A 25296-nucleotide genomic window follows, 5' to 3' on the forward strand; every position below is an offset into this window, starting at 1 on the left:
CCTGTCGGGGGCCCGTGATGGAATGCCGGTCATGAGTACGCAGCGGGCGAGCAGGCCGACCACCACCCTGGTGCGTCGTGCCCCCCGCGCCGTGCCGACCCGGCGGTGGGGGCCGGAGGCGGCGCCGCTGCTCGCCGCCGCGACCACCGGCCCCGGGGCACCGGATCGCCGCCCGTGGCAGGTCCTCGGCGGTCCAGGGACCGGGAAGACCTCCCTGATCGTCGACCTCGCGGCCTCCCGCATCAGCGGACCGGGCGGAGACCCGGAATCCGTTCTTGTGCTGACGCATTCACGAAAGTCGGCGATGGCGGTGCGGGAGGAGATCAGCACCGCACTGCTGGGGGCGGGAGGGTCGCGCGCCACCCGCGAGCCGCTGGTGCGGACCGTGCACTCGTATGCGTTCGCGGTGCTGCGGCTGCAGGCGGCAGCGCACTCGAACCCGCCGCCGCGGCTGATCACCGGCGCCGAACAGGACGCGGTGCTGCGGGAACTGCTGCGCGGCGACATCGAGGACGGCGCACCGGACTGGCCGGAACGGTTGCGCCCCGCGCTGCCGATGGTCGGGTTCGCTGCGCAACTACGCGACCTGATGCTGCGGGCCGGCGAACGCGGACTCGGCCCCGAGGACCTGATCCGTCTCGGCCACCGGCACGACCGGCCGGAATGGGTCGCGGCGGGCACCTTCGTCGAACGGTACGAGCAGGTGATGCTGCTGCGCGGCTCGGTCGGGATGGACGCCCCGGAGGCAACCGCCCCCGCGCTCGACGCCGCGGAACTGGTCGGCGCGGCCCTGTCCGCGTTCGCGACCGATCCGGACCTGCTGGACCGGGAACGCGCCCGCATCCGGTGCCTGCTCGTCGACGACGCGCAGCACCTGGATCCGCAGGCGGCCGAGTTGGTGCGGCTGCTCGGTGGCGGCGCCGATCTCGCGGTCGTCGCCGGCGACCCGGACCAGGCGGTGTTCGGGTTCCGCGGAGCGGACGCCCGGTACCTCACCGGTCTCGCGGACACCGGCGGCGACCGGCAGGTGGTGCTCCGCACGAATCACCGGGGCGCCCCCCGGATCGCGGCGGTGTCGGCGCGGATCGCCGGCCGGCTGCCCGGCCTGCCCCCGCACCGCGGTGCCCGGCCTGCCGCCGACGCCGAGGGCACGGCCGCGGTCGCGGTGCTCGCCACGGCAGGGAAGGAAGCGGCCCTGATCGCGGACACCCTGCGCCGCGCTCACCTGCACGACGGGGTGCCGTGGTCGCGGATGGCGGTGATCGTCCGGTCCGTTCCCCGGGTGCTGCCCCCGCTGCGCCGCGCGCTGCTCGCGGCGGGCGTGCCGGTCACGACCGCGGCGTCCGAACTGCCGCTGGCCCGACAGCACGCGGTCGGGGGGCTGCTGCTGGCGCTGCGGGTGGTGGCGGGCGGACCGTTCACCGGTGAGGACGCGCTCGCCCTGGTATCGGGCCCGGTCGGCGGCACCGACCCGGTGACGCTGCGCAGGCTGCGCCGCGGCCTGCGGCGCGTCGAGCTCGCCGCGGGCGGCGAACGGGACTCGGCGGAGCTGCTGCGGACGCTGATCGTGGACGGGGAGCAGCCGCACCGATCGCTTGTCGACGGGCTCACCGAGGGCGAGTTCGGTGCCCTGCGCCGCACGCTGTCGGTGCTCGCCCGCGCGGGGAAGGCGCAGCGGGAGGGTCGCGGCGTCGAGAACGTGCTGTGGGCTGCCTGGCAGGCGACCGGCCTGGAGAAGCGGTGGTCGGCGGCGTCGGTGCGCGGCGGCCCGATCGGGTCGCAGGCCGACCGTGATCTGGACGCCGTCGTCGCGTTGTTCGACGCGGCGGCCAACTACGTCGACCGGCTGCCCCGTGCCAGCCTCGCCGGATTCGTGGACTACCTGACCGACCAGGAGATCCCGACCGATCCGAGGACGGCGGCGGCCGGAGCGGAGGCCGTGTCGGTGCTCAGCGCGCACGCCGCCGCTGGCCGGGAATGGGACGTGGTCGTGGTCGCCGCTGTCCAGGAGGGCCTGTGGCCCGGGCTGCGGGCCCGCGGCACCCTCCTCGGCACCGAGGACCTCGTCGATCTGACCGCCGGTGTCGCCGAGCCCGGCGAGGCAACCCTGTCGCGGACGGCGCCGCTGCTCGCCGAGGAACGCCGGCTGTTCCTGCTGGCGTGCAGCCGCGCCCGGCGGAGCCTGCTGGTGACGGCCGTCCGGTCGACCACCGGCGACGCGGACCTGGAGCCGTCCCGGTTCGTCGACGAGCTGCTCGGTGCCGACGCGGACCTCGGCGAGGGTGCCGCGGACCTTGCTCCTGCGCTGCCGAGCCGGGTCCTTGCGTTGCCGTCCCTGATCGCCGAACTGCGCCGGGTGGTGTGCGATCCGGAGCTTGCGGACACCGATCCCGACAAGCAGCGGCGGGCCGCCGCGCAGTTGGCGCGGCTGGCCCGCGCCGGTGTTCGCGGCGCGCACCCCGAACACTGGTACGCCGTCGGCGACCCGAGCACCACCGAACCGCTGTGGCGGCCGGAGGACGGACCGGTCCCGCTGTCGCCGTCCACGATCGAGCAGCTCGACGCGTGCCCGCTGCGGTGGGCGCTGGAACGGCACGGCGGCAGCGACGGCGAGAACACGCACGCGGTCACCGGCACCCTGGTGCACACCCTGGTCCAGGCGGTCGCCGGGAAGATGCCCCCGGAACAGGTGCGCCGGGCACTGGCGGTCGCGTGGGACGCCGTCGATCTGGGGTCGCAGTGGTATTCGCGGCGCGAGATGGACCGAACCGCGCAGATGATCGACACCTTCGACGACTGGCTGCACCGCACCCGCGGCGAGCTCACCGAGGTGGGTGTCGAGGTCGCCGTCGACGGGGTGCTCGAGGCCCGCGTCGACGGGGAACCGGCCGTGCAGCTGCGGGGTCGCATTGACCGTCTCGAGCGGGACGCCGACGGCCGCCTCGTCGTCGTCGACGTCAAGACCGCGCGCACCCCGGTCAGCCGGGAGGCCGCGCAGCAGCACGCGCAGCTCGCCACCTACCAGCTCGCCGCGGCGCGGGGAGCCATCGACGGGGAACCCGACGCGCGGCCCGGCGGCGCGCGACTCGTCTTCGTGGCCAAGGCGAACCGGAAGGACGGCGCGACCCAACGGCTGCAGGAGCCGCTGACCGAGGAGACCGAGGAACAGTGGCTGGACGTGGTGCATGCCGCCGCGGCCGCAACCCAGGGGCCACGGTTCCTGGCGCGCCCGAACGACGGCTGCAGGCACTGCCCGGTGGTGTCGAGTTGCCCGGCGCAGGAGCGGGGACGCCAGGTGACCGAGTCGTGAACGCCGCAGCCGGGAGCAGCGGGATGGCGACAGCCCGGATCACGCCGGCCGAGGTGGCGGCGGCGCTTGGCCAGTTCCCGCCGACACCCGAACAGGCGGCGGTGATCGCCGCGCCGCTCGGCCCCACTCTCGTCGTCGCGGGCGCGGGCGCGGGCAAGACCGAGACGATGGCCGCGCGGGTGGTGTGGCTGGTCGCGAACGGCCTGGTCGACCCCGAGCAGGTGCTCGGTCTGACGTTCACCCGAAAAGCGGCGCAGCAGTTGACGTCCCGGATCCGACAGCGCCTCGCTCGGCTGGCGGACCCGCGGGTCACCCGCAGGCTCGGGCTCGGCGAGGACCTGCGGGGACGGATCCTCACCGGGGAACCGGAGGTCAGCACCTACCACTCGTACGCGGGCAGACTGCTCACCGAGCACGGGCTGCTGCTGCCGATGGAGCCGTCCGCCGAACTGCTGTCGGAGACCGCGCTGTGGCAGCTCGCGTACCGGGTCGTCAGCGCATACGACGGCGACCTCGACACCGACCGCAGCCCGACCTCGCTGACCGAGGCGGTGCTCGCGCTGTCCGGGCAGCTCGCCGAGCACCTCGTCGAGCCCGAGGACCTGCGCGAGGCGCACACCGAACTCGACAAGCTGATCCACACCCTGCCCGCCGGACCGCGGCAGCGCGGTGGGCCGAAAAAGGAGCTGCTCGACCTGCTCGACACCCAGCACGAACGGGTCGCGCTGCTGCCGCTCGTCCAGCGGGTCGCCGAGGCGCTGCGCCGCGACGGAGCCCTCGACTTCGGCAGCCAGATGTCCCTCGCCGCCCGCGTCGCCGCCGAACACCCCGAGGTCGGGCGGTCCGAGCGGGAACGCTTCCGGGTGGTGCTGCTCGACGAGTACCAGGACACCGGGCACGCGCAGCGGGTGCTGTTGGCGTCCCTGTTCGGTGGCGGCGAGGACGGATCCCTCGCGTTGACCGCGGTCGGGGATCCGATGCAATCGATCTACGGGTGGCGCGGCGCGTCCGCGGCGAACCTGCCCCGCTTCGCGACCGACTTTCCGCTGCCCGACGGGCGTCCCGCGCCGCGGCTCGAACTGCTCACCAGCTGGCGCAACCCGGCGGAGGCGCTCGAACTCGCGAACGCCGCATCGGCAAGCCTCCGGGAACGGGGCGTACCGGTCCCCGAACTGCGGCCGAAACCGGAGGTCGCGCCCGGTGACATCCGCCTCGCCCTGCTCGCCGACGTCGAGCGGGAGCGGGACTGGATCGCGGAACGGATCGCCGCGGAGTACGCGTCCGCACGTGAGCGTGACGAGGCCCCACCGACGGCGGCGGTCCTGATCCGCCGCAACGCCGACGCGGCGCCGATCGCCACCGCACTGCGCCGCCGGGGTTTGCCGGTCGAGGTGGTCGGGCTCGGCGGGCTGCTGCACGTGCCCGAGGTCGCGGACGTGATCGCGATGCTGCGCCTGGTCGCGGATCCGCTCGCGGGCAGTGCCACGGTTCGGGTGCTCACCGGGGCCCGGTGGCGCCTCGGGGTCGCCGACCTCGCCGCGCTGTGGCGGCGGGCACGCGAGCTCGCAGTCGGGGCGGCCCGCAACGCGGGCGGCGCCGTCACCGACCCCGACAGTCTGGACCTGGCCCTGGATGCGGCGCTGCCCGGTGAGTACGCGGAGCAGGCCGGTCTCGCCGACGCGATCGCCGATCCGGGTGCGCCGTCCCGGTATTCGGCGCTCGGGTACGCCCGCATCGACGCGCTCGCCGCGGAGCTGACGTCCCTGCGGGAACGGATCGGGCAGCCGCTCACGGAACTGGTCGCCGAGGTCGAGCGGGTCCTCGGCATCGGGATCGAGGCACAGGCCCGGCTGCCGTGGGTGCGGCCCGGCGGCGCGGGCCGCGAACACCTCGACGCGTTCGCCGACGCCGTCGCGGGGTACGCGCGCAACCCGGCCGCGACGTTGACCGGGCTGCTCGCGTTCCTGACCGCGGCCGAGACCGTCGAGAACGGGCTGGCGCCCGGCGAGGTGGAGGTCGCGCCCGACCGGGTCCAGGTGCTGACCGTGCACTCCGCGAAGGGCCTCGAATGGCAGGTCGTCGCGGTGCCGCACATCGTGGCTGGGGTGTTCCCGTCCGGGACCGGCACCGGCACGTGGCTCGGCTCCGTCGCGGAGTTGCCGCCAACGTTGCGCGGTGACCGCGCACAGGGCGGCGACGGGTCCGACGGGGTTCCGGTCCCCGACCTCGAGGACGTGCACGACCGCAAGGACCTCGAGGAGGTGCTGCTCGCCAACAAGGAGGCCCTCGCGCGGCGCAAGCTGGAGGAGGATCGCAGGCTCTTCTACGTGGCGTTGACCCGCACCGAGCGGGCGCTGTACCTCTCGGGGCACCACTGGGCCGAGTCCGGCGGCACCCCGAAGGGGCCGTCGGACTTCCTGACCGAGATGCGCGCCGTCGTCGACGCGGCGGCGGGGGAGGATCGCCCGATCGGGGTCGTCGAGCAGTGGGCGCCGGACCCCGGCCCGGAGGACGAGAACCCGCTGACGGCGGATCCGGTGACCGCGGAGTGGCCACGGGACCCGTTGGGGGACAGGAGGATCACGGTCGAGCGGGGAGCTGCTCTGGTGCTGGCGGCGTTGACCGATCCGGACCCGTCACCCGCGGCGGGAGGGGAGGGCGACGATCCGGATCCCGAGGGGTGGGCCGCGGATGTGGACGCCCTGCTCGCCGAGCGGGCCGCCCGTGCCGCGTCGCGCGCGCAGGTGTCGCTGCCAACGCAGATGTCGGTGAGCCAGCTGGTCGACCTGGCGGCGGCGCCCGACGCACTGGCCGCGCGGCTGCGTCGCCCGCTGCCGTTCCCGCCGAATCCACTGGCGCGCAGGGGAACCGCTTTCCACGCCTGGATCGAGCGGCGATTCGGGGCAACCCGCCTGCTGGATATGGCCGAGTTGCCCGGGTCGGCAGACACCGACGGCGCAACGGACGGGGAGCTGGCGGCGTTGCAGGACGCGTTCCTGCGGTCGGCGTGGGCGAACCGCAGCCCGGTCGAGGTGGAGGTGCCGTTCGAGACGTCCATCGCGGGAACCGTGGTGCGCGGCCGGATCGACGCGGTGTTCGCCGATCCCGACGGCGGCTGGACCGTGATCGACTGGAAGACCGGCGCCGAACCGAGCGCCACGAACGAGCATGCCGTCGCGATGCAGTTGGCCGCGTACCGACTCGCCTGGGCGGAGCTGATGTCGGCGCGGGCACGGGCCAACGGCGGGGATCCCGTCGACCCGGCGCGGGTGCGGGCCGCGTTCCACTACGTGCGGACCGGCCGGACCATCTCGCCCGACGACCTTCCCGACGCAGGCGAGTTGGCCCACCTGATCGAGACGGCAGGAGCGGACGGACCGGGCGAGTCGACGAGGGCCGCGGAGTGACCGAGCGGGCGGCTGGGGGACCGGCGCCGACGGTGGCAGGGCGGGTCGGGCTACGTGACCGGTCGACCCGACTGTCGGCGAACCTTCAACGCCATAGCGACGAGCGGGAACTGCAGCGGAAGCCGCGCCAGGGCGAGCGCCTTCAGCGGCGCCGACACCGAGTCGCGGCGCATCCAGTCGACCGCCATGTTCACGTTGGCGGGGAAGACCGCGACGAAGAGTGCGGCGGCGAGGGTGCCGCCGAGGCGACGGGTGCGGGGGACCGCGAGTGCGGCACCGATCGCGAGTTCCGCCGCGCCCGACACCTGCGTGTACGTGCGTGCCCGCCCGGGAAGCGCGCGCGGAACGATCGAGTCGAACGCTGCCGGGGACACGAAGTGCAGGGTGCCCGAACCGATCAGCAGCGCCGAGAGGGTGGCGGCGGGGGAGGGGGTCATGCCATCAGGGTGCACGACCGCGGCGGGCCGCGCCAGGTGTGCCGCGGCGGGCCGCGCCAGGTGTGCCGCGGCGGGCCGCGCCAGGTGTGCCGCGGTTCTTCGGTGCGCGCCGTGTGGTCCCGCGCGCGCCGGGTGCGTCGTTGGCTAGGCTCCGTGCCGATGTCTGCGAACTGGAGTCCCGCACATGGCCGGTAAGTTGCGCCAACGGTTACGCGATCAGGAGAGCCTGATCGCGCAGCCGGACTACGCGCTCGTTGGCGTGTTGCGGATCCCGGAGGCGGTGCGCAGCCCGTTCCGGCTGATCTTCCGCCGGGTAATGATGGCGGTCACGGTCCTGTTTCTCGCGGTGATCGTCATCTATCTGGATCGGGACGGCTATCGGGACGCGCAGGAGAACGAGCTGTCGTTCCTGGATTGCCTGTACTACGCGACGGTGTCCCTGTCGACAACCGGGTACGGGGACATCACCCCGCTGAGCCCGAGTGCACGGTTGATCAACGTGCTGGTCATCACCCCGCTGCGGGTGCTCTTCCTGATCATCCTGATCAGCACCACCCTGGCGGCGTTGACCGAACGGTCCCGGCAGGCATACAAGATTCAGCGTTGGAGGAACACCATGCGCAATCACACCGTCGTCGTCGGCTACGGGACCAAGGGGCGGACCGCGGTCGACGCGATGCTCGGTGACGGGATCAAGCCGTCCGACATCGTGGTCGTCGACACCGATCAGACGGTGCTGGACTCGGCGGCCGGGCTCGGTTTGGTGACGGTGCTCGGGTCGGCAACCAAGTCGGATGTGCTGCGGTTGGCGGGCGTGCAGAACGCCGCGTCGGTGATCGTCGCGGCCAACCGGGACGACACCGCGGTGCTGGTGACGCTCACGGCCCGCGAGGTGGGTCCGAAGGCGAAGATCGTCGCCGCGATCCGGGAGACCGACAACGCGCACCTGCTGCGGCAGTCGGGTGCGGATTCGGTGGTGGTGTCGTCGGAAACGGCGGGACGCCTGCTCGGTATCGCGCGCACCACCCCGACCGTCGTGGAGATGATCGAGGACCTCCTCACCCCGGAGGCCGGCTTCGCGATCGCCGAACGCGAGGTCGAGCACGACGAGGTCGGTGGTTCGCCGCGGCACCTGTCCGACATTGTTCTTGCCGTGGTGCGCGACGGGCGACTGGTCCGGGTCGGTGCGCCAGAGGTCGACGCCGTCGAGGCGGACGACCGGCTGCTCTACATTCGCCGCGTCGGCAACTGACCGGCGGGCCCGGGTCTGGGCGGGGTGCCGCGGAGGCCGCGCCCTAGGGTGAGTACGTGGCTGATTTCGAGATGACCGAGGTCCCGTTGTTGTCGCGTTCGGCGCTCGATCGAGCGGAGGAACTGCGTTCCGATGTCGACGCGTTGCGGGCCGGGTGGGCGGACGCGTTGCTGCTGCGGATCACCCATCGCGGACAGGCTCGCGTCGACGGTGCGGACCTGGTGCTCGAACCGGCGGCGGCGCTCGGCGCGGAGCCGGTCCCCGGTGCGGTGTTCCTCGGACGTCGGGAGGGCAGGCACCTGTGGGCGGTGCGGGTCCCCGCGATGACCGGTCAGCTCGCCGACCTCCGGATGATCGGTCATCGGCTCGACGACGCGAGTGCCGGACTGCTGACCACCGCGGTCGCGATCCTGAACTGGCATGACGGCGCCGGATTCAGTGCGATCGATGGGTCCCCGACGGAACCGACGATGTCGGGGTGGTCCCGGCACAGCAGCAGCACCGGACACGAGGAGTTTCCCCGCACCGATCCAGCGGTGATCTGCCTGGTGCATGACGGCGCAGACCGAGTCCTGTTGGCGCGCAACGGAATGTGGCCGGATCGCCGGTTCTCGGTGCTCGCCGGGTTCGTTGAGGCCGGGGAGTCCCTTGAGGCGTGCGTCGCGCGGGAAATCGAGGAGGAGGTCGGCCTCGCGGTCCGGGACATCCACTACCTCGGAAGTCAACCGTGGCCGTTCCCCCGATCGGTGATGATCGGCTTCTCCGCCATCGCTGACCCGGAAGCCCCGCTGGCCTTCACCGACGGGGAGATCGCGGAGGCGCACTGGTTCTCGCGGGACGAGGTTCGTGACGCCCTCGCCCTCGGAGACTGGTCGTCGCCGGAGGAGGCGCGGTTGCTCGTTCCCGGCTCGGTGTCCATCGCCCGCGGGATGATCGAGGCGTGGGCCAAATAGCCGGCACCGCCGACGTGGCCAAATAGCCGGCACCGCCGACGTGGCCAAATAGCCAGCACCGCTGGCGTGGCCAAATAGCCAGCACCGCTGGCGTGGCCAAATAGCCGGCACCGCCGGCGTGGCCAACTCGCTGGCATCCGGTCTCTGTGAATGCCGATGGCCGCCTCCGATCGAGGCGGCCATCCGTTGTCGACGGTGGTGCGGGCGTCCGCTCAGACGCCGAGGATCTTCTTCACGTCGGCCAGGGTGGGGTTGGTGGCCGTCGTGCCGTCCGCGAACTTCACCGTCGGGACGACGTGGTTGCCGCCGTTGACGCTTCCCACGAACTCGGCGGAGGCGGGATCGTGCTCGATGTCGACCTCGACGTAGCTGATGCCGTTCTCGTCCAGCTGCTTCTTCAGGCGGCGGCAGTACCCGCACCAGGTGGTGGAGTACATGGTCAGGGCGGGGGCGGTCTCGGTTGCGGTCACGCGGCATATAACACCACGGTCGCGCCGGATTGTTCCGTGCGGCTCCGCCGCCGTGAGTGATCCTTACCCCAATGGGGGTGAAAATCGCGCACGGTTGCCGCAGGCGGATCGGGTCTGTCGGTTGGTCCTGCCATGATGGGTGGCATGTCTGCGAGCGTTCGGGAACCCGGTGGCACCGTCGAGGGTCTGGACCCGCAGCAGTCGGCGGCCGTGCTTGCACCGCGGGGACCGGTCTGCGTGCTCGCCGGTGCCGGGACGGGCAAGACCCGCACCATCACGCATCGGATCGCTCGACTCGTTGCGGACGGCCACGTCGCGGCCGGGCAGGTGCTGGCGGTGACGTTCACCGCCCGCGCGGCGGGCGAGATGCGGGAGCGGCTGCGGGGCCTCGGCATCGGGGACGGCGCGAGTCAGGTGCAGGCCCGCACCTTCCATGCGGCGGCGCTGCGGCAGCTGCGGTATTTCTGGCCGCAGGTGGTCGGCGACGCCCAGTGGGAACTGCTGGACCGGAAGTTTGCGGTTGTCGCGCAGGCCGCGAACCGTGCGGGACTGCCCACCACCACCGAGAGCGTGCGGGACCTGGCGGGGGAGATCGAATGGTCGAAGGCGTCGTTGGTGGCCCCGGAGGACTACCCGGCGGCCGCGGCCCGGACGCGCCGCGAACCGCCCGCCGACGCGGCGAAGGTCGCGCAGGTGTACGCGTCCTACGAGTCGCTCAAGCTGCGCGGCGAGACGATGTTGCTCGACTTCGACGACCTGCTGCTGCACACCGCCGCCGCGCTTGAGGATCATGCCGCCGTCGCGGAGGAGTTCCGGGACCGGTACCGCTGCTTCGTCGTCGACGAGTACCAGGACGTGACACCGCTGCAGCAGCGGGTCCTCGACGCGTGGCTCGGCGAGCGGGATGACCTCACCGTCGTCGGTGACGCGAATCAGACGATCTATTCGTTCACGGGTGCGTCGCCGCGGCACCTGCTCGACTTCTCCCGCCGCTTCCCGGAGGCGACCGTCGTCCGGCTCGAGCGCGACTACCGGTCCACCCCCGAGGTGGTGTCCCTCGCGAACCGGGTGATCGGCGCGGCCCGCGGCCGGATCGCGGGCACCCGCCTGCAACTGATCGGTCAGCGCCCGAGCGGACCGGACCCGACGTTCGTCGAGTTCGACGACGAACCGGCCGAGGCGGCGGCGGTCGCCGCGTCGATCAAGAAGCTGATCGAGTCGGGCGTGCCTGCGGGGGAGATCGCGGTGCTGTACCGGATCAACGCGCAGTCGGAGGTGCACGAGCAGGCGCTGACGGAACTGGGGATCCCGTTCCAGGTGCGCGGCGGGGAGGGCTTCTTCACCCGCCCGGAGGTCCGGCAGGCGGTGAACGCGCTGCGGCAGGCCGCGGCGCGGGAGGATCTGCCCGAGGGCGCGGACCGCGGCGACGCGCTGGTGACCCTCGTGCGTGCGGTGCTGGTGCCGATGGGCCTGACGGACACCGAGCCCGCGGGCGCGCAGGCCCGTGAGAAGTGGGCGTCGCTGACCGCCCTCGTCGCGCTGACCGAGGAACTGCTGGCCCACCAGCCGGACCTGGATCTGGCCGGGCTGCTCCGCGACCTGGCGGCGCGTGCCGAGGCCCGGCACCCTCCGACCGTGCAGGGGGTGACCTTGGCGTCACTGCACGCCGCGAAGGGGCTCGAGTGGGACGCGGTGTTCCTGGTCGGCCTCGCCGACGGAACCCTCCCGATCCAACACGCGCTGGGGGACAAGACCACGCCGCCGGACGAGGCGGCGGTGGAGGAGGAACGCCGGCTGCTGTACGTCGGCGTCACCCGGGCTCGCGAACACCTCCAGCTCTCGTGGGCGCTGGCGCGCGCCGAGGGCGGTCGCCGATCCCGACGGCGGTCCCGCTTCCTGCTCGGACTGATCCCCGACGACTCACCGGCGTCGCGGATCGCGGCGCCGGCAGCGCAGAAGAAGCGCCCCCGCTGCCGGGTGTGCGGCAAGCAGCTCCTCGGCACCGCGGCGACGATGCTCGGACGGTGCGAGACCTGCCCGTCGAACCTCGACGCGGCCCTGTTCGACTCGCTCAAGACGTGGCGGCTGGAGAAGGCGAAGGAGTTGAAGGTGCCCGCCTACGTGGTGTTCAGCGACACCACGTTGACCGCGATCGCCGAGCAGCAGCCCGTCGACGACCGCGCGCTCGTCACGATTCCGGGGATCGGCGCGAAGAAGCTCGAACGGTTTGGTGCGGACGTCCTTGCGGTGGTGCGGGGGGAGAACCCGCTGTCCGTCGCGCAGCAGTCCCTCATCGAAGGCATGTAACCGCAGGTCAAAAATGGGTTGTGTGGTTCCGTCGGGACCGCTTACCCTGGATTCCGACGTCGCGGGCTTCGGCCTGCCGTCACGGCCAGCCCCCGATGCCCGGCATCGGCGGGACCGCACGGACGACGTTGTCGTCTCGAAGAGCAAGGGAGGTGATCGGAACCATGATCGATCGGATCAGCAGCGTGCAGCACTGCGCGGTGGTCGCCCAGCGTCCCCTGCCGTCGGCATCAATCGGCGGCGCCGCTCACCTGCCCGCCGCCATGTGGGCGGAGGCGCCGAAGCGTGTCCTTCGCCGTCGCGCACATGCAGCAGCCCTGTCGTCCGTGCCCCGGATCGCTCTCCGAGCTCGCCCTCGGTAGCACTCTCCTCACCGGCCACGGACGCCCAGCGGACCGTGGCCTTTCGTGTTTTCGAGTATCTCCCTCCGGGGTGGACGCTCCAGGACAGGTCGCAGGCTCGCATCCCGAACCCATCGACCAGTCCGTAAGGAGCACGACGTGTCCACCGCGACAGTCCGCACCAACATCGAACCCACCACCGCCGGGCCGGTGCTGCGCGAATTGCCCAGCCGTGCAACCGAATTACCGTGCCGTGCCGCGAACCCCGACCTGTGGTTCGGGGAGACCCCCGCCGAATTGGAACAGGCCAAGTCCCTGTGCGCCGAATGCCCGATCCGGGCCCGATGCCTGAGCGCCGCCCTCGACCGCGCGGAACCCTGGGGGGTGTGGGGCGGGGAGATCCTCGACCACGGTGTGGTGATCGCCCGCAAACGGCGGCGCGGGCGGCCCCGGAAGATCGCCGTTTGCGCCTGACTCCGAGTGAACGGACCGTTCAGTCGATCAGATCGACTGAACGCTTCCGTTCACTCGGTCAGGGGGCGAGGGGCGGGCGGCTCCGGTCGTAGTCGACGACGACGGGGGCGTGATCGCTCATCCGCAGCTCCGCTGCCGCCTCGCGGTCGGTGCCTGCGGCCACCGCCGCCGCGGCGAGTCGCGGGGTCGCCAGGTGGTAGTCGATCCGCCATCCGGTGTCCCGGTCGAACGACTGCCCCAGCCACGACCACCACGAGTACGGTCCGTCGACGTCGGGGTGCAGGCCGCGCACGACGTCCACCAGGGTGCGCGGCGACAGGATCGACGAGAACCAGTCGCGTTCCTCGGGGAGGAACCCCTCGGACCGGCTGCTGGTCCGCCAGTTCCGCACGTCGCGCCGGGTGTGCGCGATGTTCAGATCGCCCAGCAGCAGCAGTTCCCGGCCGCGGGCCCCCGCGTCCCGGCGGGAGCGCGTCAGCTGCCGGGCGAACGCGTCGAGGAAGCGCATCTTCCGGTCATACCGGGCGCCCCCGTCGGGTTGCTCGCGCATGCGCCCCGGCTTCTGCAGGTGCGCGGGCAGGCCGCCCTTCGGGAGGTACAGGGACGCGACGGTGATTGGGGCGTCGGCGAGGTCCACCTCGATGTAGCGGCCCTGGTCGGCGAACTCGCGCAGACCCCTGGCGAGGGGGACCGGGTCGAGATCGACGGGGTCGGTGTGCACCTCACCCGGCGCCCGCACCAGCGCGGTGCCGCTCCATGTCCGGACCGCGGCGGGGGCACGCCTGGTCAGGATCGCGACGCCGTTCCGCCCGGCCAGCGTGCCCTCGTCGTAGGACAGGTGATATCCGCCGAACACGCCGGGCGGGATCGTCGCCGCCCGCGATCGCATCTCCTGCAACGCGAGCACGTCGGGCTCCCGCTCGTGCAGCCACTGCTCGAATCCGCGGCGCTGGGCGGCCCGAATACCGTTGATGTTGAACGTCGCAATCCGCACGATCGCCCAGTCTAGGCAGCAGCCCACGCGGTCATCCGGGGGAGCGGGGCCGAAGAACGACGACCGGGATCTCCCGTTCGGTCCACGACTGGTAGGTGTCGAAGTCGGCATAGGCGTCGACGAGCTGTGGCCACAGCCGGGCACGCTGCCCGGTGTCGGCCGTGGCCGCAATGACGTCGCGATGCTGCCTGCCGATCTGGACGCGTGCGTCCGGGTTCGCGCACAGGTTGCGGTACCACTGCGGATGCTTCGGCAGCCCGCCCTGCAACGCGACAACGACGACGTCCGGTCCGTCCTCGATGTACAGCAACGGTGTCGTGTACCGGGCGCCGGACGTGCGGCCCCGGTACTCGAGCAGGAGGGTCGGAACCGGCTTGCGGAATCCGGCGCCGATACGCCATCGTCCCCCGATGCGCCCTCCTGTCCGGCGGTAGAGCCACACCTGGCACCGGCCGACGTGCTTGAAGATCCGGGGCAGGACGGGGGAGTCGAGTTGCCGGGGTCGTGGTGGGGTGGCGCGTGCGGACGATACGTTCACTGGTGCCTTCTCCTTCGTGGGTCGCGGGGCGTCGACCTCAACCAAGTGCCACGCCGAGTTCGGCGGCGAACGTCTTGATCATGTGTTGGACGCCGATCTCGTTGCGGCCGATGATCATGTGGTCGTGCTGGCCGCGCCGCACACCCTCCCCGCACTGCGGCAACATCGCGAAGTCCTCGTCGCGGACCGCGCCGTGCACCTGTGCGAAGACGGTGTCGTACAGGTCGCGTTGGTCGTCCGTGGTCGCGGGAATGCGGGCCATCCAGCTGTGGCGAAGAGTGCACCGCGTCGGGGCGCCTGCGGGGAGCATGTCGAGGATCTCGACGCCGACCGGGCTGTTCGCCAGGATGAGGTTGGGGTAGATCCAGTAGATCACGCCCATGTTCGCCGACGGGTCCCACGATCCCTGCGGGTTGGTGTCCAGGTCGGCGATCCAGTTGAACGGGAAGCCCATTCGGTGATGCCTGCCGAACGCGTCGTGAATCGAGGTGTTGGCCACGGTGTTCTGGCCGATCACGCTCTCGGAGTGGACGAAGGGAAAATGGTAGCTCTCCGCGAACGCCTCGAGGGCGCCCTTCCAGCTCACGTCCGACTCGAACTCGCGCTCGTCGTGGTAGCCGTAGGAGTGGTAGTCGAACCGCGCCAGTTCCGGGCCCATCGGGCCGAGATGTGTGTCCACGTCGATGGATTCGCCTGCGGTCAGCACCGCCCAGACGAATCCGTACTTCTCCTGGCTGGGGAGTTCCACCAGTCCGTACTCCGACCGCTCCATGCCGGTGAAGCCCTCCTTGCCGGGCACGCCGACCAGTTTCCCGGTGTTCTTGTAGGTCCAGGCGTGATAGGGGCAGGTGAACCGGGTCGCATTGCCGGAACCGCAGGCGGGCATGGCGCCGCGGTGTCGGCAGTAGTTGAGGAAGACGTGTGCGGTGCCGGATCCGTCCCGGGTGACGAGCAGGGAGTCGCCGAGAACGCTGCGGACGACGTAGTCGTCCGGTCCTCCGATCTGGGCGGTGGGGACGATCGCGAGGGGAGTGCGGCGCAGGATCTGCGCCTCCTCGACCTCGGTGAGCTTCGGGTCCCGGTAGTAGTGCAAGGGCACGCGCAGCGGTGTCTCCGCCATGTCGGTCGTGCCTGCCATGACATGCCGCAGCGCGCGCCGGGTGAGGTCGTCCGTCGGGTCGGACCGACGGGTATCGGGTGGTGTGGTCATCGTCTGGTGTCCCTTCCCGCGCCCGGGTGGGCCGCAGTGACCGAGACCATACAACGAAGCCAGTCTGTACGGTCTGTGTTTTCCGGGAATCCGAGTCGCGTTGCCGGGTCCGTGTCGGTGGGTCGCGCGCGGGTAGGGTTCGACCGACACTGGCTGGGCGGGACGGGAGACGGGCCGATGCGCACTCACGGTTGGTCGGGGGCAACACCGGCCGACGACGACGAGGCCGTTGCCCGAATCCTCGCGGCGGCCCGTCGCGCCCTGGACCGATCGGGTGGCGACGTCAGCATCACGGAGGTTGCGCGGGATCTCGGTGTCACGAGGCAGACCGTCTACCGGTACTTCCCGACCACGGAGGCGCTGCTCGGCGCGACCGCGATCGCTCAGGCCGGACCGTTTCTCGACCTGCTCGCCGCGCACCTTGGCGGTATCGGCGACCCCGCCGAAGCCGTCGTCGAGGGCATCGCCTACACCCTCGAGCAGATACCCGAGGAAACGTACCTGAACATGGTGCTCGCGCCCGGCCGGGCCAGCGCCTTCTCGGCCGGCGTCACCTCAGACGCCGCGCTCGCGTTCGGCCGGTCGATCCTCGAACGGTTCGCCGTCGACTGGACGCAGGCAGGACTGGCCGGCGCGCAGCTCGACGAGTTGGTCGAGCACATGCTCCGCATCGTGCAGTCGTTCGTCATCGACCCCGGCCGACCGCCTCGCAGCGGCGCCGATCTCCGGACATATCTGCGGAAATGGGTCGCGCCAGCGGTAGATCGAATGCGGTCCGAGGCCCGGGTGCCCTGATCGGAAATCGGGTCCCTACTCAGCTCGCCGCACGTCCTCGGTGAAGCCGGGCAGCCACCGCGTGAGGATCCCCATGTATGGGGCCTCCGCGTCGAGTTGCGCGCAGATCCCCACCGAGCCGAGCAGCACCCGGAAGATCATCGCGTACTCGGGCGGCAGGTTCAGTGCCCGTGCGGTCCGGAAATGTTCCGACGAAAAGTCGGTCGCGGTGCCCGCGGCGCGCTGCAGCCAGGCCCGGGTGAAGTGGAACGACTCGGTGTGGATCGGATCGGTGAACGGTCGCAGGTAGTTCGCGATCTCGGCCTCGGTGACGGTCCGGCCGGGGAGCACGAACCCGTTGGCGCGCAACAACTCCGTCAGCTCGTCGAATCGTTCCTCGAGCGCCAGCCGCACCATCCGCCCCAGCACCGGCGGCAGCCCGCCGGGCATCGCCGCGCAGGCGCCGTAGTCGAGGATGCCGAGTCGGCCGTCATCGCACAGCATGAAATTGCCCGGATGCGGATCGCCGTGCAGCAGCCCAACCCGGGCAGGCGACGCGAAGTGGAACTCGGCGAGCCGCGCGCCAGCCGTGTTGCGCTGCTCGAGGGTGCCGCTGCCGATGATCGCCGACAGCGGTGTCGCGTCCATCCACTCGGTGATCACGACCTTCGGCGAGCTGGCCACCACCTTCGGGATCGCGAACTGCGGGTCCGCGTCGAACTCGGCGGCGAACGCCCGCTGGTTGTTCGCCTCGATCCGGTAGTCCAGCTCGTCCTCGGTCCGGGCGCTCAGCTCGTCGAGCACCGGCTTGATGTCCGCCCCCGGCATCACCGCCGCGAACATTCCCGCCATCCGGGACAGCGTCTTCAGGTCGGCGCGCAGCGCCTCGTCGGCGCCCGGGTACTGGACCTTCACCGCGACGTCCCGGCCGTCTGACCACACCGCGCGATGCACCTGACCGATGCTTGCCGACGCGGTCGGGGCGTCGTCGAAGCTGGTGAACCGTTCCCGCCACCGGGTGCCCAGCTGGGTGTCGAGGACCCGGTGCACCTTCTTCGCGGGCAGTGGCGGCGCCTCGGCCTGCAGCTTCGTCAACGCGTCCCGATACGGTTCGGCGAATTCCTCGGGGACGGCCGCCTCCATCACGCTCAGCGCCTGACCGAGCTTCATTGCGCCGCCCTTGAGTTCGCCGAGCACGCTGAACAGCTGCTCCGCGGCCTGCTGGGTCAGTTTCGCGTCGATCTCCTCCCGGTCCCCACCGGCGAGTTTGCGGCCGAATCCGACGGCGGCGCGGCCCGCGATTCCCAACGGGATGCTCGCCAGTTTGGCGGTGCGGGCTGAGCTGCGGCGGGGAATGTCGGGCACCCACCAATCATGCCCTAGTCCGCCGCTCGGCAACCGCAGTCCGGGTGTGCTCGCCACCGTCGCCGGACCAACGTCGGCGACCGGAGGTCGAACTCGAGGGTGGTGTCCAGGCTGGCGGGCGGTCGGGCCGGATCGCCATCAACCAGGGTCGTCACCTCGCTGACGGCGAGGGCCACCGTCGCGAGCACCGTCGCCGGAGCTGCTGCCCCGACCCGCCCCAGCAGCTGCGCCGCCAGGTGCGGCCACTCGGGGTCGACGCCGGTGCGGTGCAGGTCGGCGCAGCGCAGGCAGCTGGTCCGTCCCGGCAGTACCAGCGGCCCGACGACGCCGCGCCCGTCCCGGAGACGGACCGGCAGGTGCGCCGTCCCCGCGGACATCAGCGCCGCGACGGTGCTCGGTTCCGTCACCAGTTCGTCGGTGAGCACCACGCAGTCGGCCCGCCCCGCAGGCAACTCGGGGCCCGCGCGGTCCGGGACCGACCGGCCCACCCTGATCCGGCCATCGGACAGGGCCGCGGCGATGCCGTCGGCCAGCGGTCCGCGGCCGTGCAGGTGCACCTCGCGCACCGTCGGTTCCCGGCGCTGCGGGAGCAGCGCGCCCACGCCGGTCAATTCGGTGAGGATCCGGCCGATGTCGGCGCTGTCGATACCGGCCCGGTTCGCCTGCCAGGCGATCTCGGTGTGGCTGCGGCTGCCGTCGAGCAGGCGCAGCAGGGACGCGACCGTCTCGGCCGTGACCCCAGTGGGTGGCCGCACCAGCAGCGCCGTCTCCGGGTTCCACCCGACCTGCAGCGTTCCGCTGGGGCGGATCAGGACCGGGGTCCACGGGTCGAGTCGGGGGCCGGTCAGCGGGCGGGTGGCAACGGGCGACATGCGGTCAGCGTGCCAGCACCCCCCCTTGCCTGCCGCCCAGTGGACGGGGTTATCCACAGGCCAGCGCGGCGCTGACCTGGGAATCCGGCTCCGCGCGCTAGGTGTTCGGGGAGTCGGGGGAATCGGTGTCGCCCCGCTCCTCACGCTCACGGGCCTGCAGCGCCTCAAGCTGCGCGATCGGATCGTCGAATGTGCTGGTGCCGCCGCCGACGACCCGGTCGACGAACCCGGCCGGGCTGTCCAGGTCACTCGAATCGGGAAGCAGGTCCGGGTGGGCCCACACCCCGTCCCGGCCGTCCGCGCCAGCGGCGTCACCGATCAGACGCCACAGCTGCGCGGCCTCACGGACCTTACGGGGACGCAATTCGAGCCCGACCAGGGTGGCGAAGGTCTGCTCCGCAGGGCCGCCGGTCGCGCGGCGGCGGCGCAGCGTCTCACTCAGCGCCGCGACGCCGGGCAGCCGGTCACCGAGCGCCTGCGCCACGACGACCTCCACCCAACCCTCGATCAGGGCGAGGAGCGTCTCCAATCGCTCAAGGGCCTGCTTCTGCTCCGGGGTCGTCTGCGGCTCGAAGCTGCCCTGCGCGAGCAGTTCCTCCAGCTTCGACGGGTCGGTCAGTGCGCTCGGGTCCAGGCCCTGCGCGGCCTCCTCGATCGCCGAGAAGTCCATCTTGATGCCCCGCGCATACTCCTCGACCGTCGCGAGCAGTCGCTGCCGCAGCCACGGCACGTGCACGAACAGTCGCTGATGCGCTGCCTCCCGCGCCGCGAGGAACACCAGAACCTCGCGGTCGGGCTGCTCAAGACCCTCACTGAACTTCTCCACCGCGGCAGGCATCAGGGCCGCGACACCGGTCGGGCCGAGCGGAAGCCCCACATCGGTCGACGTCAACACCTCGGAGGCCAACTGCCCGAGCGCCTGCCCGAGCTGCGAACCGAACGCCAGCCCGCCCATCTGACCGATCATGCCGAGCATCGGCCCGGCCATCTGCCGCGCCTCCTCCGGCAGCCCGGACACCCACATGCCCGACACCTGCTCCGCGACCGGATCGCACAGCCGCTTCCAGGTGTCGAGGGTGTTCTCGAGCCACTCGACCGGGGTCCACGCCACCGTCCGGGTCGCGCCAGCGGGCAGCGTCGTCGCACCGTCGAGCCAGACCTCGGCGAGGTGCGCGGCGTCGGTGACCGCGGACGCCGCGCCCGCCGTGACCGGGGTGACCGAACCGATCTGCTGCATCGCCAGCTTCTTCGCGACCTCGTAGTTCACCGGTCCGGACTGGCCGCCGGTGCCCATCGCGCTGCCCATCCCACTGAGCATTTGCCCGAACTGGGTCAGCATCTGCCCGAGCGCGGCCGGATCGAACCCGCCCGCCGCGTTGGCACCGTCCGGGTTGAATCCCCCGGTGTTGAAGCCGAACGGCATCCCGCCGGGCCCGGTCGGACCGCCACCGGAATTCTTGTCGCGGTCGGGGTCGTCGTCGGAGTTGGAGAAGCCAAACGGCGGATTGCTCATACGTCAACGGTACAAGGCATCGATGGCGGGGGGTGCCGCGGAAATCACGCCGAGCGCGAACACGCCCTGATGGCGGTCACACCGGTCGTCGACCTCTACGCTGGGCCGGGTGAATCGACGGATGCTGACCCTGGTCGCGGCGCTGGTGCCGGTCGCGGCGCTACTCGGGCTCGGGACGGTCGTTCAGGTGCCGTTCGTCGCGCTGGGGCCGGGTCCGACCTTCAACACCCTCGGCGAGGTCGAGGGCAAGCCGGTGATCGACATCGAGGGCACCGAGCTGGACCCGACCTCCGGCAACCTGAACATGACCACCGTGTCGGTCCGCGACGGACTGACCATTTTCGACGCGTTCGGGTTCTGGCTCAGCGGCAGGCACGGCCTCGTGCCCCGCGAGGAGGTGTACCCGGCCGACCGCAGTCGCGACGAGGTGCAGCAGGAGAACGCCGCCGACTTCGCGCAGTCCGAGGAGTCCGCGGAACTCGCCGCGCTGCACTTCCTTGACCTGCCGGTGGCATTGGAAATCTCGGATGTCGCGGACGACGGACCGTCCCACGATCTGCTCCGGGTCGGCGACCGCATCGTGAGTGTCGACGGGGTGCCGGTGCAGACGGTCGGGGACGTCCAGCGTGCCGTCGCCGACCTCGCCCCGGGCACCGTCGCGCCGATCGTCGTCGACCGCGACGGTGGGCCGGTGACGGTGCCGGTCACGCTCGGTGCCCGGCCCGGGCATACCGAGGTGGGCTACCTGGGCGTCACCCCCACCGAGATCCCCGAGGTGCCGTTCACCGTCGACTTCAACCTCGCCGAGGTCGGTGGTCCGTCGGCAGGCCTGATGTTCACCCTCGCGGTGATCGACAAGCTGTCCCCTGGCGAACTCAACGGCGGTGGTTTCGTCGCCGGAACCGGAACCATCGACTCGGACGGCGACGTCGGGCCGATCGGCGGTATCCAGTACAAGCTGATCGCGGCGCGGGAGGCCGGGGCGACGACGTTCCTGGTGCCGTCGAAGAACTGTGACGAGGCCGCCCAGCGGACACCGGACGGGCTGCGGCTGGTGCGGGTCGACGACCTCACCGGCGCGGTCGACGCGCTGGACTCGCTGAACGCGGGCGGCGACGCGCCCTCCTGCTGACCCGCCCACCCCAGCCCGCCTCGCCTCGCGCACCCGCCCCGCCTCGCGCACCCGCCCCCTGACCGAATGTGGGATTTGGTCACTTGATGTGACCGAATCCCACATTCGGTCAGGCGGGTCAGGCGGGTCAGGCGGGTCAGGCGGGGCGGTGCGGGGGCGGGTGTGCGGGTCACCAGTCGTCGTCGGTGGCCTCGAACGTTGCGTGCAGGGCGTGCACCAGGCCGGGGGCCAGGTTTTCCCCGGTCCGCAGCTCCGGCTCGGCGAACGGGTCGTCGTCCTCGTCCGGCGCCAGCGCGAGGGCGCACTCGGACCGTCCGTCACGGAGGACGGCGGCGAACAGTCGGGCCGCACGGCGCTCGGGATGGGCACCGGCCGACGCCCGGATGACGTCGTCGGCCGGGTTGTCGCCGGCGAGCGCGGCGGACACGGCGGAGTTCAGCTCCTCGGATGCGGCCGGGGGGAGCACCAGAATCTCCTGGACGAGCAGGCACCCGGCCACCCCCTCGGACCAACTGGTGGTGCCGAGGTACTCCTCGATGGCGGTGCCGGTGCCGTGCAGGTCGTCGGGGAGGGGATGCTGCTCGATCGGGGTGAGTTCGGAGCCAGCCTCGAGTTGGTCGATCAGGTGGGGTTCGGCGACCGCGATCGCGGCGGTCGGGACGAGCGCGAACATTCGGGGCGGCTGCCCCCACCCGTCGGGATCCACGTGACCGGCGACCTCCTGCACGCACCGGGGCAGCGCGTCGGCGGAGATCCGGGCAGGATGGGGGGTGCCGTCGAAGTCGTTCACCCCGCCATCCTCGCACCAGCAGGAGGGACCCGGACAACCCGGACGACGCCGGTCGGCCTCGGTGCTCCCACGTAGAGTGGGACAAAACACCCTGCGGCTCGCCCGGCGCGCCGCCCGACCCCCGGAGCGTGACACGTGGGCATGCGGCCCCCCACCGGATTACCTTCGCTGTCAAGACGAAGCCGAGTCCTGTTGGTACTGGCGCTCGTTGCGGCGGTGCTGCTGCTGATCGGGCCGCGCCTGATCGAGACCTACACGAGCTGGCTCTGGTTCGGTGAGGTCGGGTTCCGCGGCGTCTTCACGACGGTGCTGGTCACCCGGATACTGCTGTTCCTCGCCGTCGCGTTGCTCGTCGGCGGCGCGGTGTTCGGGGCGCTGCTGCTCGCGTACCGATCGCGCCCGGTGTTCGTGCCTGCGGCGGGCCCCAACGATCCGATTGCCCGCTACCGGACGACGGTGATGAGCAGGCTCCGGCTGTTCGGGGTGGTGGTGCCGATCGTGATCGGCGTGCTGGCCGGGTTGGTCGCGCAGTCCAGTTGGGTTGCCGTGCAGATGTTCCTGCACGGCGGCGACTTCGGACAGCACGATCCGCAGTTCAACCTCGACGTCGGCTTCTACGCGTTCGACCTGCCGTTCTACCGGCTGGTGCTGAACTGGCTGTTCGTCGCCGTGCTGATCGCGTTCTTCGCGAACCTGGTGACCCACTACGTCTTCGGCGGCCTGCGGTTGTCCGGTCACGAGGGCGCGCTGACGAAGGCCGCGCGCATCCAGTTGGCCGTGTTGGCCGGGACGTTCGTCCTCCTCAAGGCGGTCGCGTACTGGTTGGACAGGTATTCGTTGCTGTCGAGCAGCCGCAAGGAACCCACGTTCACCGGCGCTGGATTCACGGACACCAACGCGGTGCTGCCCGCGAAGCTGATCCTGCTCGCGATCGCGGTGATCTGCGCGCTCGCGTTCTTCGCGGTGATCTTCATGCGGGACATGCGTATTCCCGCGCTGGCGACCGCGCTGCTGGTGTTGTCCTCGATCCTGGTCGGTGCGGTGTACCCGCTGCTGATCGAGCAGTTCTCGGTGAAGCCGAACGCCGCGCAGAAGGAAAGCCCGTACATCGAGCGCAACATCCAGGCCACCCGGCAGGCGTACGGCATCTCCGACGACAAGGTCACCTATCAGCCGTACAGCGGTGACGCGACGCAGGCGCCGCGGGATGTGCCCGCCGACGTCACCACGATCGCGAACGCCCGACTGCTCGACCCCAACGTGCTGTCGCCGACGTTCACCCAGCAGCAGCAGCGGCAGAACTTTTACGGCTTCCCGCCGACGCTCGACATCGACCGGTACGAGCTCGCCGGTGAGAAGCGGGACTACATCGTCGCTGCACGGGAGCTGTCCCCGAACAACCTGCAGGGCAACCAGACGGACTGGATCAACAAGCACACCGTCTACACCCACGGCGACGGGCTGGTCGCTGCGCCCGCGAACCGGGTGACCGCGCCGGTGCTCGACCCCACCCAGGACACCTCGAATAACGCCGGCTACCCGATCTACACGGTCAGCGACATCGCCTCGCAGCAGGACGGCACCCAGGTCATCAAGGTCGACCAGCCGCGCATCTACTTCGGCGAGGTGATCGCGGAGGGCGACGCCGATTACGCGATCGTCGGCAACGGCGACCCGAACCAGCCGCGCGAATACGACACCACCAACTCGAAGTACACCTACACCGGTGCGGGTGGCGTTCCGATCGGGAACTGGTTCAACCGGTTGGCGTTCGCCGCGAAGTACGCCGAACGGAACATCCTGTTCTCCGGCGTGATCGACTCCAACTCGAAGATCATCTTCAACCGGGATCCGAAGTCCCGCGTCGAGAACGTCGCGCCGTGGCTGACCACCGACGGTGACGCGTATCCGGCGGCGGTCGACGGCCGGATCGTGTGGATCGTCGACGGGTACACGACGCTGGACAACTACCCGTACGCGCAGCGCAGCTCGCTCGACGGGTTGGTGGAGGACAGCATCGACCAGACCACCGGTCGACCGCTCCCGCGCAAGGAGGTCTCCTACATCCGGAACTCCGTCAAGGCGACCGTCGACGCGTACGACGGCACCGTGACGCTGTACCAGGTCGACGAGCAGGATCCGGTGCTCAAGGCCTGGATGGGGGTGTTCCCCGGCACGGTTCAGCCGCCGTCCGCGGTCAGCGACGAACTGCGCTCGCACTTCCGGTACCCCGAGGACCTGTTCAAGGTGCAGCGGGAGATGCTCGCGAAGTACCACGTCGACGACCCGAACGAGTTCTTCACCAACAACGCCTTCTGGTCGGTGCCGAACGAGCCGACCGTCGAGGGCTCGACACTGAACGAGCCGCCGTACTACGTCCTTGTCGGTGACGAGGAGACCGGCGAGCCGGTGTTCCGGTTGACCAGTCCGATGGTGGGATTCCGTCGCGAGTTCCTGTCGGCGTACATCACCGCGGACTCGGATCCGAAGAACTACGGCAAGCTCACCGTGCTCCAGTTGCCGGTGAACAAGCAGACGCAGGGTCCGGCGCAGGCCCAGAACTCGATGATCTCGGACTCCCGAGTCGCATCGGAGAAGGCGCTTCTCGAGCGTGCCAACAAGATTCAGTTCGGTAACCAGCTGACCCTGCCGATCGCCGACGGCGGCATCCTGTACGTGGAGCCGATGTTCACCGAGCGGAGCGGGTCGAACGCCGCGAGCTTCCCGCAGTTGACGAGGGTCCTGGTCAGTTTCCAGGAGCCGGGGCCGACGGGTCGCGTGCGGGTCGGGTACGCCGCCACGCTCGCCGAGGCGCTGAATCAGGTGTTCGAGGGCGGAACCGGTGGTGCCGCAACGGCTCCCGGTGGGACCGTGACCGAGCAGCAGTCCGTCGGCACCTCGCCTGCGCCCGCGACACCGCAGCCGGAGGCGGCGCAGCCCGCGCCCCCTCAGCCGGGCGGAACCGACCGGGACGCCGTTGTCTCCGAGTTGGATTCGGCGCTGTCTCAGGTGCGGTCGGCGCAGCAGAGCGGCGACTTCGGTGCCTACGGCGCGGCGCTGGACCGGCTGCAGAAGGCCGTCACCGACTACCAGAACCTGCCCGAGTAGCAGGCGGGCGCGGAGCCGACGAAGGGCGCCCCGCCGATCCGATCGGATC

Annotated in this window: 18 protein-coding genes; 9 read left to right on the top strand and 9 right to left on the bottom strand. The window is 71.1% G+C overall.

The features are described from left to right. Positions 1-31 precede the first annotated feature (31 nt). Both ACWF62_RS12550 and ACWF62_RS12555 read left to right on the top strand, forming a co-directional pair. Positions 32-3310: an ATP-dependent helicase gene (locus tag ACWF62_RS12550; protein WP_452630201.1), complete on the top strand. Its 3279-nt coding sequence runs from the start codon at positions 32-34 to the stop codon at positions 3308-3310. 23 nt (positions 3311-3333) lie between these two features. Further along, positions 3334-6717 (top strand): ATP-dependent helicase, encoded by a 3384-nt coding sequence (locus tag ACWF62_RS12555; RefSeq protein WP_452630211.1) that lies wholly within the window; start codon positions 3334-3336, stop codon positions 6715-6717. Between the two features lie 50 nt (positions 6718-6767). Here ACWF62_RS12555 and ACWF62_RS12560 read toward each other — a convergent pair whose 3' ends face one another. Continuing rightward, a complete protein-coding gene (locus ACWF62_RS12560) occupies positions 6768-7154 on the bottom strand; it encodes a DoxX family protein (protein WP_452630202.1) in 387 nt (128 codons plus the stop codon). 184 nt (positions 7155-7338) lie between these two features. On the opposite strand from ACWF62_RS12560, the gene ACWF62_RS12565 reads away from it, so the two are divergent. Both ACWF62_RS12565 and nudC read left to right on the top strand, forming a co-directional pair. Beyond that, complete coding sequence (locus tag ACWF62_RS12565) at positions 7339-8406, top strand: potassium channel family protein (RefSeq protein ID WP_378506981.1); 1068 nt, start codon at positions 7339-7341, stop codon at positions 8404-8406. A 71-nt stretch (positions 8407-8477) separates the two neighbouring features. After that, entirely contained in the window at positions 8478-9359 is an 882-nt protein-coding gene (gene nudC / locus ACWF62_RS12570) for an NAD(+) diphosphatase (RefSeq protein ID WP_452630212.1), read from the top strand. A gap of 212 nt (positions 9360-9571) precedes the next feature. Here the strand turns inward: nudC and ACWF62_RS12575 are convergent, their stop codons facing one another. Further along, positions 9572-9829 carry a mycoredoxin gene (locus ACWF62_RS12575; RefSeq protein ID WP_378506982.1) on the bottom strand — a complete coding sequence of 86 codons (258 nt, stop codon included), beginning with the start codon at positions 9827-9829 and terminating at the stop codon, positions 9572-9574. 132 nt (positions 9830-9961) lie between these two features. On the opposite strand from ACWF62_RS12575, the gene ACWF62_RS12580 reads away from it, so the two are divergent. Both ACWF62_RS12580 and ACWF62_RS12585 read left to right on the top strand, forming a co-directional pair. Next, the gene (locus tag ACWF62_RS12580; protein ID WP_452630203.1) at positions 9962-12136 is read left to right on the top strand and encodes an ATP-dependent DNA helicase UvrD2; all 2175 of its coding nucleotides are present in this window, start codon (positions 9962-9964) and stop codon (positions 12134-12136) included. 527 nt (positions 12137-12663) lie between these two features. After that, entirely contained in the window at positions 12664-12951 is a 288-nt protein-coding gene (locus tag ACWF62_RS12585) for a WhiB family transcriptional regulator (RefSeq protein WP_452630214.1), read from the top strand. A 58-nt stretch (positions 12952-13009) separates the two neighbouring features. Here the strand turns inward: ACWF62_RS12585 and ACWF62_RS12590 are convergent, their stop codons facing one another. From ACWF62_RS12590 to ACWF62_RS12600, 3 genes are read right to left on the bottom strand one after another with little or no spacing between them, the layout of a single operon-like run. Beyond that, positions 13010-13945: an exodeoxyribonuclease III gene (locus ACWF62_RS12590; protein ID WP_452630204.1), complete on the bottom strand. Its 936-nt coding sequence runs from the start codon at positions 13943-13945 to the stop codon at positions 13010-13012. 31 nt (positions 13946-13976) lie between these two features. Then, positions 13977-14483: a nitroreductase family deazaflavin-dependent oxidoreductase gene (locus ACWF62_RS12595; protein ID WP_452630205.1), complete on the bottom strand. Its 507-nt coding sequence runs from the start codon at positions 14481-14483 to the stop codon at positions 13977-13979. Between the two features lie 37 nt (positions 14484-14520). Next, positions 14521-15693: an aromatic ring-hydroxylating oxygenase subunit alpha gene (locus ACWF62_RS12600; protein WP_378506986.1), complete on the bottom strand. Its 1173-nt coding sequence runs from the start codon at positions 15691-15693 to the stop codon at positions 14521-14523. Between the two features lie 177 nt (positions 15694-15870). Here ACWF62_RS12600 and ACWF62_RS12605 point away from each other — a divergent pair, with 177 nt between their 5' ends. Then, a complete protein-coding gene (locus ACWF62_RS12605) occupies positions 15871-16488 on the top strand; it encodes a TetR/AcrR family transcriptional regulator (protein WP_452630206.1) in 618 nt (205 codons plus the stop codon). Positions 16489-16503: 15 nt separating this feature from the next. Here the strand turns inward: ACWF62_RS12605 and ACWF62_RS12610 are convergent, their stop codons facing one another. The 3 genes from ACWF62_RS12610 to ACWF62_RS12620 all read right to left on the bottom strand — a co-directional run bounded on the left by ACWF62_RS12610 (position 16504) and on the right by ACWF62_RS12620 (position 20217). Then, positions 16504-17832, bottom strand: a complete 1329-nt coding sequence (locus ACWF62_RS12610) for an ABC1 kinase family protein (RefSeq protein ID WP_378506988.1) — start codon at positions 17830-17832, stop codon at positions 16504-16506. Between the two features lie 14 nt (positions 17833-17846). Then, positions 17847-18704, bottom strand: coding sequence for a hypothetical protein (locus ACWF62_RS12615; protein ID WP_378506989.1), 858 nt, complete (start codon positions 18702-18704; stop codon positions 17847-17849). Positions 18705-18801: 97 nt separating this feature from the next. Continuing rightward, the gene (locus tag ACWF62_RS12620) at positions 18802-20217 is read right to left on the bottom strand and encodes a zinc-dependent metalloprotease (protein ID WP_452630207.1); all 1416 of its coding nucleotides are present in this window, start codon (positions 20215-20217) and stop codon (positions 18802-18804) included. A gap of 109 nt (positions 20218-20326) precedes the next feature. On the opposite strand from ACWF62_RS12620, the gene ACWF62_RS12625 reads away from it, so the two are divergent. Beyond that, complete coding sequence (locus ACWF62_RS12625; protein ID WP_378506991.1) at positions 20327-21349, top strand: YlbL family protein; 1023 nt, start codon at positions 20327-20329, stop codon at positions 21347-21349. Positions 21350-21518: 169 nt separating this feature from the next. Here the strand turns inward: ACWF62_RS12625 and ACWF62_RS12630 are convergent, their stop codons facing one another. Next, positions 21519-22139 carry a PPA1309 family protein gene (locus tag ACWF62_RS12630; RefSeq protein ID WP_378506992.1) on the bottom strand — a complete coding sequence of 207 codons (621 nt, stop codon included), beginning with the start codon at positions 22137-22139 and terminating at the stop codon, positions 21519-21521. A 135-nt stretch (positions 22140-22274) separates the two neighbouring features. On the opposite strand from ACWF62_RS12630, the gene ACWF62_RS12635 reads away from it, so the two are divergent. Further along, positions 22275-25247, top strand: coding sequence for a UPF0182 family protein (locus ACWF62_RS12635; protein WP_378570330.1), 2973 nt, complete (start codon positions 22275-22277; stop codon positions 25245-25247). Positions 25248-25296 lie beyond the last annotated feature (49 nt).

The organism is Rhodococcus sp. NPDC054953 (assembly GCF_053609225.1).

Bases quoted from the DNA above. Each gene is read 5' to 3' on its own strand.
- ACWF62_RS12550 (WP_452630201.1), top strand. From the start codon at position 32: ATGAGTACGCAGCGGGCGAGCAGGCCGACCACCACCCTGGTGCGTCGT.
- ACWF62_RS12560 (WP_452630202.1), bottom strand. From the start codon at position 7,154: ATGACCCCCTCCCCCGCCGCCACCCTCTCGGCGCTGCTGATCGGTTCG.
- ACWF62_RS12605 (WP_452630206.1), top strand. From the start codon at position 15,871: ATGCGCACTCACGGTTGGTCGGGGGCAACACCGGCCGACGACGACGAG.
- ACWF62_RS12620 (WP_452630207.1), bottom strand. From the start codon at position 20,217: ATGAGCAATCCGCCGTTTGGCTTCTCCAACTCCGACGACGACCCCGAC.
- ACWF62_RS12555 (WP_452630211.1), top strand. From the start codon at position 3,334: ATGGCGACAGCCCGGATCACGCCGGCCGAGGTGGCGGCGGCGCTTGGC.
- ACWF62_RS12580 (WP_452630203.1), top strand. From the start codon at position 9,962: ATGATGGGTGGCATGTCTGCGAGCGTTCGGGAACCCGGTGGCACCGTC.
- ACWF62_RS12565 (WP_378506981.1), top strand. From the start codon at position 7,339: ATGGCCGGTAAGTTGCGCCAACGGTTACGCGATCAGGAGAGCCTGATC.
- ACWF62_RS12600 (WP_378506986.1), bottom strand. From the start codon at position 15,693: ATGACCACACCACCCGATACCCGTCGGTCCGACCCGACGGACGACCTC.
- nudC (WP_452630212.1), top strand. From the start codon at position 8,478: ATGACCGAGGTCCCGTTGTTGTCGCGTTCGGCGCTCGATCGAGCGGAG.
- ACWF62_RS12615 (WP_378506989.1), bottom strand. From the start codon at position 18,704: ATGTCGCCCGTTGCCACCCGCCCGCTGACCGGCCCCCGACTCGACCCG.